We start from the raw sequence: 12,430 nt of genomic DNA, 5'->3' as shown, positions 1-12,430 counted from the left end.
CAGGCGCTAGAGGATTTGGTGCCGGGCCAGACCATGCCGGCGCCCCGTCCGGCTTTGCGTCCCGCGCTCGGCGCGCTCATTGGGGCATTCAATGCACATCAAGGGACTTCGCGGCTTCTAATCACCAGCCGCTACGACTTCACTGCGCCAGACGGTGCCGGAGGCGACTCAGCGGCGGGACTGATCCGGGTGCCCCTGGTGGGCATGCGCCGCAGCGAGCAAGAGAAACAATGGAGGGCAAAGGCGCGAGCGCAAAGCGCGGAGGCCGTGGTCAACAGCGATACTGCAAAACTCGTTGCGGCAGCGCTTGAGGCCGCAGCGGGCAACCCGGGCTTGCAGAACGTTCTGACCGGCCCAGTATTGAAGGGCGAGGAGGCAGCGGCCCGAGCGGCGGTCAATGCTGTGACCACCTGGCGCGAGACCGGCACCGCACCTGAAGACAGCAACGAAGCGCTCGCCTTTTTCACCCAGATGAGCTTTGACACCTATATCGCGGCCCTGACGGAAGCCGAACGGAAGGTGCTCGCGGCGGCCTGCCTCTTTGACGCGAAAGTCCCGGTACCACGCGACGCGGTGGCGGCTGCTGCCCGGGCGCTGGGAGTATCCGACCCGGAAGCGGGGCTAGGCCGGCTCCTCGCGCTTGGGCTTCTTGACGATTTCGGAGCGATGGCGGGTTGGCCCGGCCTGGAGGAGCTCCCGCACTTGGCTGCTAACCCGCTGGCCCGACCGTTGGCGCCCCGCCTGCACGATGATTTGAGAGCGTCGGCGGCAGATGTCGCACTGCCAGAGCTGGCACGCGCTTGGCGCGACGCGAAGGGGAATTTCGCCCGAGACCAGCGCGCCACCGCCGCCTGCCGCCTAGCCCTGCACGCGACGGCGCCTGAGCCGGAGGTTTTAGAAGCGGCGACGGTAGCTGCCGCGGACTATCTGTTCAACCGGCTCGGCTTGGCTTGCTCCGCGCTTAGGCTAGCGAAGCCTGCCCTGGATCGCTTGACGGATGCACGACATGACCCCAGTCACCCGCTCAGCGGCCTCCTAATTAATGCGGCTCGACAAGCCGGTGATATCGCCATGCAGGCCCGGCTTCTGGAGCAAGCGCTTCAATCAAATACGCTTGACAGTGGCTGGCGCGCTTTTTTTCTCGGCCTAAGAGCAGATTTTCTGCATGATCGGGGCGACTTAGAACAGGCACTGCGGATCTACACCGATGAGGTAATCCCGATCCATGAATCTCTCAGAAACGAGCTGTCTCTAGCGGTGTCGAAGGGAAGGGTCGCAGATCTGCTCGAGGCGCGCGGCGATCTCGACGATGCCTTGCGCATACGCCACGAGGAGGAGCTACCGGTTTACGAGGCACTCGGGGACAGGCGGTCGGTGGCGATGACGAAGCTAAAGATCGCCGATGTACTCGAGGCTCGTGGCGATCTCGACGAGGCTTTGCGCATACTCAAAGAAGAGGTTCTTCCTGTATTGGAAATGGTCGGAGACAGGCGAGAACAAGCCGTGACGCATGGCAGGATCGCAGGCATACTTGAAGTCCGCGGAAATCTTGATGAGGCACTGCGTATCCGCACAGAAGAACAGTTGCCGATCTTCGTGGCGCTCAATGACAAGCGGTCGTTTGCGTATACGAAGCTCAGAATAGCGGATTGTCTCGAAAACCATGGCGATTTCGACGAGGCCTTGCGGATCCGCGCGGAGGAGGCCCTACCGCTGCTCGAAGCAATCGGCGACCAGCGGGCGATCGCGGTGACAAAGGGTAAAATCTCAGATGTTTACGAGGTTCGCGGCGATCTCGAAGAGGCTATGCGTCTACGCTCCGAGGAAGTCCTGCCGGCGTTCGAAGCGCTCGAGGACAGGCGATCGGTGGCGATAACGAAGGGACGGATCGCGGATTTACTCAAGATCCGTGGCGATCTCGAAGGGGCATTGCGCATCCGCATAGAGGAGGAACTACCGGTCTTTCAGGCGCTTGAAGACAAGCGTGAGCAGGCTATTACGCTGGGCAAGATCGCGGATATTCTAATCGCCTGCGGCGATTTCGATGAAGCACTGAGAATCCTCACAGAGGAGGCGCTGCCGATCGTTGCGGCCCTTGGCGACAAGCGGGAGCAGGCCGTGACGCACGGCAAGATCGCAGATGTGCTCGAAGCCCGCGGCGATCTCGACGAGGGCCTGCGCATTCGCCTCGAGGAGGAGCTGCCAGTCTTCGATGAGCTGAGAGACAAGCCCCAGCAGGACGTGACGAAGGGTAAGATCGCGGAGGTACTCGGCGCCAAGGGAAAAATTGGCGCGGCGCTCGACATGCATCTGTCACGTCTCACTGATGCAGAGGCCATGGGGATGCTCGACAGCCTCAACCACATACGCCTCAGCTGCGCGCGCCTACGCCTGCAACGCGGCGACCACCATATAGGTGGGCTAAAGACCATTGCTGATGAATTGAGCATGGCTTGGGCCGGAGCGAATCAAATAGGCCGCCCAGATGTCGTCGGCGAAGTCGGCTCACTGTTCGGACCGGTTCTGGCAATGGGCGGATCACGCGATCAGGCCCTCGAGGTCCTGGCCGCTGCCGCATCGGCTTGGGACATGTTCGGGGACACCGAACGGGCGGCCGATTGTCGGCAGATCATAGCCTCAATCAAGGGAAAGACTCGTGAGTCGTCCTGACCGGCCTTGTCGCCCTGGAAGCGCGCGGCGCCGGGCACCATGGTCTTTTGTGTCATTTCAAATCCTCTCCCGGCGCAACGCGTCGTTGAATTTGCCGCCCCCAAGGGGGCCGAAACCCGACAGGACTAGGAGACCACGACTTGAGAAATATTCGGAAATCAGCCGCGATCGCGGCCGTGCTCGCCCTCGGTGCGCTCGCCGGCTGCGCCCAGGACTTCTTAAAGCTCGGCAATATCGAGCCGGGCGCAGATCCCGGCACCTATCGCTGGCGCACCTATGGCGACATGGCCACGCCGCATGACAGCGAGCAGGCGGAGGAATTGCGCATGACCGCACTCGCCCGCCTCATGCGCGAAACACCGGGGTGCGCCGATGGATACCGGATCACCGATCGCAAGGCGTTGCTGCGACAGGTGACCGTGATCGGCGCCGAGATGCACGACATCTATTATTCGATCGACTGCCGCTAGGCCCGATCGAAGGATCTCGCATCATGCGCCGCGCGGACGAGCCGCTGTACTGGCAGCTCGGCCTCGCCCGTGTCCTGCCATTCCCGAATTGCTTGGATTGCCGCCTCGATGATCGCTTTGCGCTCCTAACCCTTGGCCAAGCGGATTCTCACGATCGTCGCGCGATCGGTCTTCGCCTCCCCCGTGTTCCTGTCGCTCTGACTTGGCAGCCCGGCCGACCAGCCGAACCGGATCTCTGCCGGCGGGCCGCGCCAGCCGCAGCATTGGCATTTGAGACGGGCGAGCGCGGCATCGGTCATCACCCAGCCGGTCGCGTCGCGATCAGCGCGCGGCAGATCGGCCATCATCAAGATGGTTTGGCGCCCGCAGGCGCAGGTAATGGAGGCGAAATGTCCGCGGCGCATGCGGCCGCACTATCGCCAGGCTCAGGAACTTTCCACCCTCGAGGCCACGTCACGCAATAGCCGATGCCGTATTCCGCGCGGATCTGCACTGGCCACCCCGCGCGTACCAAGGCCTGCCTCGCCGCCTTGACGGCGCCGCGCACGGCCTCCTCGGTCGGATCATATCCGATCACTTGCGCGAGACGATCCGCGACATGATCGGGGGAATAGACCCAGCCATTGCGCTGCAGAAACAGCACCAGCACGACAAGGGCCATGCGCCGAGTCCTGAAGCCCAGGCATTGCCTCAGGCGCACCAGGTCCTCAGTCATCCGAGCAGCGAGAGAAGGGCCTGACCGGCGTCGCGCCCGTTCTGCTGCATGCCGTGCGCGTCGTAATGCGGATCGTCCGCGTTGCTCAGCTCATTGCCGGTTTCGGGTGTGACCACGCGGAACCGCTCAATCGCCCGGGCGTCGCCGCTGTCTTTATCGAGGAGGAGCTGCGCCGCAAGCATCGCCGCGCCGCGGCCATCATAGGGGGAAGGCTCGTAGTGCTGCCCGACTGACCAGAGCACCATCGGCACGTCAGCCAGGTCTGCGCGAACATCCGAGACGAACTGCACCATCTGATCGACCCACTGGCCCGGGGCGGTGTAGCCCGCGCCGGTCAGATCGTTGGCGCCCATGCTCCACACGGCCCCGATGATCTCGTGAGCCGGACCAAGAGCCTCGACCGCCGCTTTCATCGCCAGCATTTCGTCGAACATCTGAGGCTGGCCCGGGTCCGGGACTACGTCCCTGCCCCACACGCCTTTCGATCCTTGCAGGCCGGAGCCGGGATCACCCAGGGCCATGACCAGGAGAGGCCGGCCACGCGCCTTGCACCACTCGACCAGTTCACCGGCCACCGCATGGACAGGCGACATGCGCCGCGCCTCAACGGCAGCCACTGGCTCGATACACGGCTGCGGGACGTGACGGGTGCTGTCTGTGGTCGGGTAATTTCCGGTTGCGAGCAGGACCGGCAGATACCAGATTGCCGGGTCGAAGGGCGTTTCGCGCGCCGACATCGGGATCTCGTCGCCGAAGCGCTGCGAGGTGGCATTGGCGCTGTTGCTGTCACCACCGACGAGCAGCACGTAGCAGGGCACATCGTTCGGGTCGACCGTGGAGAGATCGTAGGCCTGAATGTCATCGACGGAGCCGGCGTAGTCCGCTGTCGGCTGCAGGTCGATCCGCGTGGCCGCATAGGCTGAGTCACCAGAGGTGATATACTCGAAATCCATGTGTGTGTCGGTGAGCTGTCGGCTCGGCGACAGGCCCGGCGAGGCAAAGCGCATCCGCAGCGCGCCGGCGGTCGGCTGGTGGTCAGCATGGATGAAAAGAGCGTGACCGGGCGTCATAGCCTCGGCCAGCGACAGCCGCGCGGCCTGCCCGGCATCAGCGCCAGTGCAGACGAGGCGCCCGCTCTGCACCTCCCAATTGCCCCGGAAGTCGATATGCGCCGTGTCGGTGAAGGCGCTCTGCGCCGTGGTGAACAGGTTCGGCGGTGTTGCCAACGGGTCGACCGCAGGCGGAGGCACGGGAGCGGAGCCTCTGCGCGGCCGGCCAAACCGGGCAGAGCTAAAACTGCGAAGGGACTCACGCATAGCTGACCTTCAATTCGACTGCGTGATCGCCTGTCGGCCAGATCCAGACGCGCACGACGCCCGGCACGCCAGGGAACAGATCTGACAGCGCCTCATTGAGGATCACACCCTTGCCCTCGAGCAGAATGCCGCCCGAGGTGTCCACCGGCGGCGTGGCGTCTGCCGTGCCGATGACCTCGACGGCCGCGCTCGAGCGATTTTGCACAAAGATCGCCGCCGCGTCTGCAGCCGTGATCAGGTTCGGTTGCCCAGGGAGGGCGGCAAAACGGTCATCAGAAGGCATCTCGGCACCTCGTTGCAAAAACAGGAAGGGGCGCCCGCGTGCCGACCAAAGCACGCGGGCGGGGACAGACGAGCCACCAGCAGGCAGCTGTCTCTGCGATCCGGTTCGGATCTGGGATCCGGGAAAAGTGGAATGTGGCGGCCCGGCCCGCCCACCGCCGGCACCGCGCCGGCAGATGATCACGACTGTGTTTCAGCCGCTAATACTTGCTTCTCGGAATCGTTTCTTCTGTGCAATCTCTGCGCTGTTCCGTGAGTGTGTCGCTGTACAGCAGGAACGGCCGGGTCCTGTATTGGTCCAGGAAACCCGGCCACTTGGCGCGATCTTCAGCTCAGTTGATGATCGGAATCCCGACGCCGACTCTCTCCATCGCCTCGCGGTAGTAGCGCAGCGCCAATCGGTCGAGGACGCCGTCGCCGGGCACCAAGCGCTCGATCGCATCCGGGACGGACTGCTGAGCATGGAAGATCGCGTGGGCCTTGATCTCGTCGAGGCCCGCTTCAGGACCTCGCGCGAGAGCCGCCTCGATGCCGCTCCTGATCGCCGAGTGCAGCGCCTCGCGCGCCTCACGCTCGATTGCGATGCCCGTGGCCGCCGTGAAAGCGCCGGCTGCGCGGTTGATGATGATCGTCAGGAGGATGCCGAACAGGCCCAAAAGTGCCTCCTGCAGCCCCGCATCGGCGAGGATCGACGTCAGGATGTCCATGAGTGTGTCCTTTCATGGGGAAGCGGCACAGCGCCGCAGAGAGGACCAGCGCGATGCGCCAGTCGGTGATGGGGAATGCGGCGGTCAGCAGCTGCGCCATTCGCCGTCCTGCAGCCAGCCGTGCCAGTGGCCTACCCAGTTGACGGAAGGGCTCAGTTCGGGCGCTGTGGTGCTGCCATTCCAGCACCAGCTGGGCCCGAGCTTCGGCTTGAAGCCGTTGCCGATGCGCAAGACGGATTTCACCTCACAGCCGCAGGGGCAGAAGAAAAGGAAGCTCTGGATCCCGTCGTCATCGGGATCTCCGATCCAGAACGAACCGGCGACCCGGTCGGCCAGGAAGGAATTTCGGTCGCGGTAGAGGGTGGCCTTTGTCACAGCGTGGCCCTCTGGAAATGCATCGCATCTCCACCCCAGAGGCGGATCGCGGGCAGCCACTGGTGGGCCTCCATGATGTCTAGAAAATCCCGATAGTCGGGGCCGCAGAACAACGCCTGCGGACAGTTCATGCGCAGCGCGTTCGGCGCAGCGTAGAAGTCGATCGCGCAGCCGTAGGCGTGCATGGACCAACTCGAGCCGCCCCGCATCCGCCGGTGGTTGTAGGCGCCTGCGTATCGGTCGATCCCAAGATCTCGCATCGCCTCGATGCCGTAGTGATCATGCACCTCGATGAGCGCGGCGCGCAGCTGCGGGGCGCACTTCTCGTGTACGGTGATGACGCTCACGCTCTGCTCGAGGTTCCAGTCGATCCGCAGACGGAACGGCAGCTCGATCTTCGTCAGCTGGCGCTGCACGTCGGTCCCGGGTGAGCCGTAATAGGCCGCGCAGTCGCCCTGACGGGGAATGTCGGAAGGCCATTCCTTTTCGGTCTCGTAGGAGCGATCAACCTCAGAGCTGACCCCCATCTTGGCGCTCAGCCACTCTGTCAGAGCTTCGCCGGTGTTATGGCCGTCGTACCCATCGATGACACCGGCCTCGTAGCCCTGCGCGTTCAAGATACGCTGTGCTGCCGCAATGAGACGGCGCTCGGTCGACCAGCCCGCAGACGAACCCCCAGCGTTCCGCTCTGTGATTGCAACGCCGGCAAGGGTCTTTGGGCCGACGACTCCGTCTATTGCGCCCGCGTAATAGCAAGCCTCGGCCAGCAGCATCTGGACATGCTTGTTGTCCATGATCTTCTCCCATGAAAAAGCCCGGCGCGATGGCCGGGCGGTGCAGTTGTCGGTGGTGTCGGGGATCACCAGAAATGGGTGCGGGTCAGGTATCGCTCGCCGCGGTAGCAGGCATGCAGGACGTCAGCGAAGGTCTGGTCGATCATGAACTCAGGAATCGGGACGTAGAGACGGGTCCATTCCTGCCGCCCCTCTCCGCGCTTGCGCGGCCTGTCCTTGAAATGCGCTCCGGGGATCCGCACCCCATTGCCTCGGGCGCCGAGAAAGACCTGTATCCCTCGATACTCGCAGCCGCCGCGCAGCTTGACCGCACCGCCCGCCAATTCGCTCGCAGCGCCGTCTTGGACGGATGCAATAGCTGTCCGCTCGAACGGCGTCGTCACCGGCCAGAACCGGGTCTCCGCCAGAGGCGCGACAAGGTAGGCCAGCCCGAGCAATAGAAATGCCCCCACCAGCCCTCGATACTGCCTGATAGCCGCTTGCGTATTGGTCATTTCCCGAGACGCTCCCTGATGATGCTTTTGATGAACTCCCGATCGGCCAGCACGGCGGCAACGATGTCGAGGAGCATGTATCCGAACGCGGTAAGCACCATGACGACGAGCGTCTCGCTGCGACCGGTCCAAAGCGCGACCTCAGGCGTCTGGCTATAGCCGATGCCCGCGCTGATCGCGGCTATGAAGACGCGCCCGACAAACGGTCGCGCCCTGTTTCTCTCGATGACGATCAAGGCCCCGGCGGCAAGCGCGACCCAGAATTCCAGTGGTTTGCCGAGCACGTTGCCTCCGGTCATAAAAAAGCCCGCCAGCGGCGGGTTGTGTCGTTCTAGCGGTAGCGCCAGAGGCTCACGGCGAGCCACATGACCAATCGCCTTATCAGGCTGATGTCCTGCGTTCGCAGGATCTCATGGAACACGGCCCCGGCGGTCACACGGTCCCATCGCTCGATGAGCAGCCGGTCGTGAACAGCCGAGGCCTTGAGATATGCGGGATCGCTCGGATCGAAGACCCATCGCGCCCCGGGTGGTATCGAGACGTCGAACACGAAGCCCGCCGGCACGGTAATCAGTGCGCCGGATCCTTCGCGGCCAACTTCCCAGATCAGCTCCTCGACAACGACGAAGCGACGATCAGGAAGACCAGTAAACCGTGTCATCGAAATCCTCCGGGATGTCGCCGGCATCCTTGATCGCCCAGCTCGACTGCATGACGGCCTGCACCCAAGCCATGCCGGCCTCGGCCAGTTCGACGGCCTGCTCACCTGTGAGCAGGTGGTCCGTGTTGTCGTCATCGCGGAACAGGATGTCGGCAGTAGTGTCGCTCGCCGCCACCCGTGCGGCCCCACGCTGGAGGAGCGAGAGCATCACGGTCTGATCGAAGGGCGACCCGCGCAGAGGCACGTCGCCAATGCCGGTGACGACCACCGTGGTGCCGGCAGCGATGAGCCGGTCGCGGTGAGCGTGCAGGGCAGCTTTGCGGTCTCTCTGGATCAACTCGGCCTGCTGCGCCTCGCTTATATCGCCCACGTTTGCCAGAGCGATGGCGGTCGCTTGCGTGCTGTTTCCGGGCGCACAGAACACTCGGACCCGCTCGCTCGGCGCAGTTTCGACAAGCCACTCCGTGCCGGATACGAGAGTGGCGCTGGGGGAAAATTGTGTTTCAGTCGGCATGATGTTGCGTCTCCTTAGAGCCAACCGATACGGATGGCGCGCGACGATCCGCTCCGGTTCTCGATTTGAAGATTTCCGTTCTGGGGTAGGAAAATGGTGAGGTTCCCGTCCAATCCTGACGTTCCAGTGGCAGGATCGCCGGACGACACGCTTGTGTCCAAGTAGGTTCCAGCGTGGAGCGTAATGATGCCGTTGGTCGCTCCGGCGTCGATCAGGAATACACCAGACTCACTCAAAGTCGGGAAGCCGCTACCCTTGACCGGGAAGCTGATGATCGAAACGAGCCCTCCTGCACGCGGGGGGACAAACTCGCCAAAGCCATCATCTGCAATGACAAGGTAATCCCAGACCGCATCGGTTCCGAGGCCGAACGCGCCCACCCCCATGAGCGCACCTGCCGTGCCGTCGTACTCGTCAGTCTGCTGGTCTTTCTCCTGAAGAACGCGATCCCACTCCCCCCATGTGGAGTCCAGTCCGCGGAAATACATCTCGCTCTTGCCAGCGCCTCCCGCGCCTTGGCTTTTCATGAGGAGTTCGGCGCCACGTCCCGGCCCAGGGATGGTACGGAAGCCAGCGAGGCCAGTTGTCACAGGCCCATTGGCTGGCATAGACGAACCGCTAGTGTTGCCATGAAACATAGAGATGTTGTCGAGAGCGTTATAGTCACCCGAAGAGTTGAGCGCCAAGCCACTCCCACCGAGACCGAATGCCCCCACCTTCATTATGGTAGAGGGGTCAGTGTCGAAGCTGTTATCTTGGATAGCCCCTCCGACGATAGGAACGTCCACCGTCAACGCGGATGTCGTGAGCAGCATCCGGCGCACACCGTTGGTCACGAACCCAAGCTGGTTCGCCGCGACGCGATAGAGACCCATCGCCGTGTTGCTGGCGAAGCTGATGCCCGGCGCACCGACCGTGCCATTCCCGAACCGGCCCGACAGCGCGCCGTCAACGTAGCTCTGCACTGTCGAGATCAGCGAGGCCATCTGCTGGGCGGCAACCAGCGGATAACCCTTGACCGGGACGATGCGGTAGACCTGCCCGCTCTGCGTCGTGCCGAGATAGTTCGGGGAAATCGTGAGGCTCGTGTCGCTGTTGATCGAGACGATCTCATAGAGCTGCCCATCGGGCAGCCAGATCCCCTCGCTCGCCTGCGCATTTGCGACCCACGCGGTGCCGCTCCCGGTGACCGTCGCGCTGCCATTCGTGACACTGACCGTGCCGGCCGAATACCATGCCATCTGATTTGCTCCTTACTCCGGCTTCGCCGGCCAGTTGATGTTTTCGGGGAACCCGGGTTGATCGGGGATGTCGCGAAGGGCCTGCCGGTAGGCGGCCCAGGCGGAGGACTCGACAGGTGCATCTGCGACCTGCGTCCAGTCGGAGGCGGCGAGGAGCGCGGCCCGACGGGCCCGCGCCTCACGCGCGAGCGCCTCAGGCTCCGGCGGTAGCTCCACCAGTTCGCCATCGACATAGCCGAGGCCAAGAGGGTCGATCCCATCCGGGATTTCGGCCACATGAAGACCGGCGGGCGTCTCGCCTTGAGATGCCCAGCTGCGGATCCTGCCCGCTTCGTCGTAGAAGATTTTCATCGTTTTCTCGCTAGAGCCCAGACGTTGGAGGAGAGGATGCCTTTGCCGCCCATGTTGCGGATCCGCAGGATCACCTCGGGGTTGCTCGCAGTGATCCCGACGCGGGACAGCGGCATGTTGATGACGCGCGCAGTCGGATCCGCCTGCGCTGACGAATAGACGTACTCCGCGACCTTCACGCCGCCGATAAAGGCATTGATCTCGAACCCGCTCGGGAAGTTGCCGGCCACATCGTCGAGCCTGATCTGGGCCGCCCCGAGAACGCCAAGCCCTGTGACCACGTCTGTCGCCAGCGTGAAGTTGACGACTTCGGTTGCGGTCGCGGAATTGTTCGTCACCGCGCCAGACCCGCCGATGCCGTAGACCGTGGCCGCATCCGCTTGGATCTTCCCAGTCTGCACCGAGCCATCAGCGTAGTTGATCGTCCCGACCGTCAGGTTATTGATGAACGCGCTCTCGGTCGTGAGGCTCTGCAGCACCGCGCTGTCGATCTGAGCGATGCCGGTGATCTGCACATAGTCGGCAGCGATCTTGAAGGTCGAGACCGGCCCGCCGGTCCCATACTGAACGCTAACCAGCTCGAGCAGGCTCTGCCCGTTGACCTTCCAGACATAGCCCGCCGCAATCCCGTCGAGACCAGCCTCGGCAAAGGCGGTCGCGGAGGCCAGCGCTTCAAGATCCCCATATTCGGCGCTGATCCGCTGCTCGACGGCAGAGATCGCTCCGTTGGCGTCGACATAGCTGCCCTCGATCGTCTCGATCCGCGCCCTGGCATCCAGCTCGGTCTGCGACATGCGCTCGACACGCGCTTCCGCGACATACAGCGAGCCGGTCCAGCTGCCTACGCGGCGAAGGAAGGTCCGCATCCGTGAGGCGCCGGCCGGGGCTGTGATGACCTGCGCAGGAGGACGTGACCATGTGGAGCTGTTGACCGTCATTCCGCGCGCCTGCTGGGAGACGAGGCCACCATCGGCGTCGCGGAATTCGAGCAGCACATCGACGGTGCCGTTGGCCCCCGAGGCCGCCGCCGCCTCGATCTCGATGGAGAAGCGGTTGCCCTCCGCAACCGAGAAGACTTTGTCGACCCGCACTTGGTAGAGGCTCGAGCCAGCCGCCATCTCCAACAGGTAGAGACGCGGCGCGGTGCTGCCGACCGTTCCGCCGACGCTACTCTTGTTGACGACCGAGAGCTCCGCTGCTGCCGCCGTCCAGCCGGTCAGGTCACCCGTCGCGAACGCGCCGTTCGGGATCAGCTGCTCGGCCCCGAGCCCGACTTCGAACACATCCGCCCGACCCGCCAGCGCGGAAATGTCGCCCTCGGTCGCATCGACACGAGACACGGCGCCGGAGATCGCGCTGGCGTTTGCGCTGATGTCGCTCTCGGTGTCCGTGACCCGGTTCGACAGCGTCGTGACCGCGCTCGAAATCGACGAGATGTCACCGTCGTTCGAGGTCACGCGCGTGTCGAGCGTCGAGATCGCACTGGCGTTCCCAGAGACCCCGCTTTCGAGATCCGACACATCGCTCTGCAGCGACGTGATCGCCTGCCCCTGCGAGGTAATCGTGCCCTCGGCGCTGGTTACCCGCGTATCAAGGCCGGAGATCGCGCCCCCGTTCGCGCTGATTTTGCCCTCCGCCGTCGACAGGTCGGATTGCAGAGTCGTCACATCCTGCGAGATCGACGTGATGCTGCCCTCTGCAGAGGTGACACGGGTCGTCAGGTTCGAGAGGCCGCTCGCGTTGGCGCTGATGTCGCCCTCCGCGTCGCTCAGACCACTTTGCAGCGAGGAGATCGCCGACCCCTGCGAAATGATCGTGCCTTCGGCGCTATCGACCCGCG

16 protein-coding genes are annotated in these 12,430 nt (G+C 63.8%); 2 read left to right on the top strand and 14 right to left on the bottom strand.

Annotated features, from left to right (window positions below):
* Positions 1-198 precede the first annotated feature (198 nt).
* Both R2601_RS16065 and R2601_RS16060 read left to right on the top strand, forming a co-directional pair.
* The gene (locus R2601_RS16065; RefSeq protein WP_144266920.1) at positions 199-2,670 is read left to right on the top strand and encodes a tetratricopeptide repeat protein; all 2,472 of its coding nucleotides are present in this window, start codon (positions 199-201) and stop codon (positions 2,668-2,670) included.
* A 140-nt stretch (positions 2,671-2,810) separates the two neighbouring features.
* Positions 2,811-3,140 carry a hypothetical protein gene (locus tag R2601_RS16060; protein ID WP_040544800.1) on the top strand — a complete coding sequence of 110 codons (330 nt, stop codon included), beginning with the start codon at positions 2,811-2,813 and terminating at the stop codon, positions 3,138-3,140.
* 125 nt (positions 3,141-3,265) lie between these two features.
* Here R2601_RS16060 and R2601_RS16055 read toward each other — a convergent pair whose 3' ends face one another.
* From R2601_RS16055 to R2601_RS15995, 14 genes are all read right to left on the bottom strand, one after another.
* Entirely contained in the window at positions 3,266-3,487 is a 222-nt protein-coding gene (locus R2601_RS16055) for a hypothetical protein (RefSeq protein WP_007800215.1), read from the bottom strand.
* The gene (locus R2601_RS26035) at positions 3,487-3,801 is read right to left on the bottom strand and encodes a hypothetical protein (protein ID WP_254656059.1); all 315 of its coding nucleotides are present in this window, start codon (positions 3,799-3,801) and stop codon (positions 3,487-3,489) included. The genes R2601_RS16055 and R2601_RS26035 overlap by 1 nt, the downstream gene beginning before the upstream one ends.
* A gap of 50 nt (positions 3,802-3,851) precedes the next feature.
* A complete protein-coding gene (locus R2601_RS16050; protein WP_254656058.1) occupies positions 3,852-5,171 on the bottom strand; it encodes a hypothetical protein in 1,320 nt (439 codons plus the stop codon).
* The gene (locus tag R2601_RS16045; RefSeq protein WP_007800212.1) at positions 5,164-5,454 is read right to left on the bottom strand and encodes a hypothetical protein; all 291 of its coding nucleotides are present in this window, start codon (positions 5,452-5,454) and stop codon (positions 5,164-5,166) included. The genes R2601_RS16050 and R2601_RS16045 overlap by 8 nt, the downstream gene beginning before the upstream one ends.
* 331 nt (positions 5,455-5,785) lie before the next feature.
* Positions 5,786-6,160 carry a hypothetical protein gene (locus tag R2601_RS25560; RefSeq protein WP_007800211.1) on the bottom strand — a complete coding sequence of 125 codons (375 nt, stop codon included), beginning with the start codon at positions 6,158-6,160 and terminating at the stop codon, positions 5,786-5,788.
* A gap of 84 nt (positions 6,161-6,244) precedes the next feature.
* Entirely contained in the window at positions 6,245-6,535 is a 291-nt protein-coding gene (locus R2601_RS16035; RefSeq protein ID WP_007800210.1) for a ubiquitination-like system serine protease family protein, read from the bottom strand.
* The gene (locus R2601_RS16030; protein ID WP_007800209.1) at positions 6,532-7,329 is read right to left on the bottom strand and encodes a M15 family metallopeptidase; all 798 of its coding nucleotides are present in this window, start codon (positions 7,327-7,329) and stop codon (positions 6,532-6,534) included. The genes R2601_RS16035 and R2601_RS16030 overlap by 4 nt, the downstream gene beginning before the upstream one ends.
* A 65-nt stretch (positions 7,330-7,394) precedes the next feature.
* Positions 7,395-7,823, bottom strand: coding sequence for a hypothetical protein (locus tag R2601_RS16025; RefSeq protein WP_007800207.1), 429 nt, complete (start codon positions 7,821-7,823; stop codon positions 7,395-7,397).
* Entirely contained in the window at positions 7,820-8,122 is a 303-nt protein-coding gene (locus tag R2601_RS16020) for a hypothetical protein (RefSeq protein ID WP_007800204.1), read from the bottom strand. The genes R2601_RS16025 and R2601_RS16020 overlap by 4 nt, the downstream gene beginning before the upstream one ends.
* 32 nt (positions 8,123-8,154) lie before the next feature.
* Positions 8,155-8,484 carry a DUF1353 domain-containing protein gene (locus tag R2601_RS16015; RefSeq protein ID WP_007800202.1) on the bottom strand — a complete coding sequence of 110 codons (330 nt, stop codon included), beginning with the start codon at positions 8,482-8,484 and terminating at the stop codon, positions 8,155-8,157.
* On the bottom strand, positions 8,459-8,998 hold the full coding sequence (locus tag R2601_RS27050) for a DUF4376 domain-containing protein (RefSeq protein WP_007800200.1): 540 nt from the start codon (positions 8,996-8,998) through the stop codon (positions 8,459-8,461). The genes R2601_RS16015 and R2601_RS27050 overlap by 26 nt, the downstream gene beginning before the upstream one ends.
* 14 nt (positions 8,999-9,012) lie before the next feature.
* Complete coding sequence (locus tag R2601_RS16005) at positions 9,013-10,239, bottom strand: hypothetical protein (protein ID WP_007800199.1); 1,227 nt, start codon at positions 10,237-10,239, stop codon at positions 9,013-9,015.
* A gap of 12 nt (positions 10,240-10,251) precedes the next feature.
* Positions 10,252-10,590: a tail fiber assembly protein gene (locus R2601_RS25555; protein ID WP_007800198.1), complete on the bottom strand. Its 339-nt coding sequence runs from the start codon at positions 10,588-10,590 to the stop codon at positions 10,252-10,254.
* Positions 10,587-12,430: hypothetical protein (locus R2601_RS15995; RefSeq protein ID WP_007800196.1), on the bottom strand; the 1,844-nt coding region annotated here is incomplete at its 5' end. The genes R2601_RS15995 and R2601_RS25555, both read right to left, overlap by 4 nt.

Origin of the sequence: Salipiger bermudensis HTCC2601 (assembly GCF_000153725.1) — a bacterium.
Lineage (GTDB): Bacteria > Pseudomonadota > Alphaproteobacteria > Rhodobacterales > Rhodobacteraceae > Salipiger > Salipiger bermudensis.
The sequence above is the reverse complement of the archived record's forward strand: the minus strand, read 5'-3'. Positions and strand labels throughout refer to the sequence as shown.

Bases quoted from the DNA above. Each gene is read 5' to 3' on its own strand.
- R2601_RS16045 (WP_007800212.1), bottom strand. From the start codon at position 5,454: ATGCCTTCTGATGACCGTTTTGCCGCCCTCCCTGGGCAACCGAACCTG.
- R2601_RS16050 (WP_254656058.1), bottom strand. From the start codon at position 5,171: ATGCGTGAGTCCCTTCGCAGTTTTAGCTCTGCCCGGTTTGGCCGGCCG.
- R2601_RS16015 (WP_007800202.1), bottom strand. From the start codon at position 8,484: ATGACACGGTTTACTGGTCTTCCTGATCGTCGCTTCGTCGTTGTCGAG.
- R2601_RS16020 (WP_007800204.1), bottom strand. From the start codon at position 8,122: ATGACCGGAGGCAACGTGCTCGGCAAACCACTGGAATTCTGGGTCGCG.
- R2601_RS16025 (WP_007800207.1), bottom strand. From the start codon at position 7,823: ATGACCAATACGCAAGCGGCTATCAGGCAGTATCGAGGGCTGGTGGGG.
- R2601_RS27050 (WP_007800200.1), bottom strand. From the start codon at position 8,998: ATGCCGACTGAAACACAATTTTCCCCCAGCGCCACTCTCGTATCCGGC.
- R2601_RS16030 (WP_007800209.1), bottom strand. From the start codon at position 7,329: ATGGACAACAAGCATGTCCAGATGCTGCTGGCCGAGGCTTGCTATTAC.
- R2601_RS25560 (WP_007800211.1), bottom strand. From the start codon at position 6,160: ATGGACATCCTGACGTCGATCCTCGCCGATGCGGGGCTGCAGGAGGCA.
- R2601_RS16005 (WP_007800199.1), bottom strand. From the start codon at position 10,239: ATGGCATGGTATTCGGCCGGCACGGTCAGTGTCACGAATGGCAGCGCG.
- R2601_RS16055 (WP_007800215.1), bottom strand. From the start codon at position 3,487: ATGATGGCCGATCTGCCGCGCGCTGATCGCGACGCGACCGGCTGGGTG.
- R2601_RS25555 (WP_007800198.1), bottom strand. From the start codon at position 10,590: ATGAAAATCTTCTACGACGAAGCGGGCAGGATCCGCAGCTGGGCATCT.
- R2601_RS26035 (WP_254656059.1), bottom strand. From the start codon at position 3,801: ATGGCCCTTGTCGTGCTGGTGCTGTTTCTGCAGCGCAATGGCTGGGTC.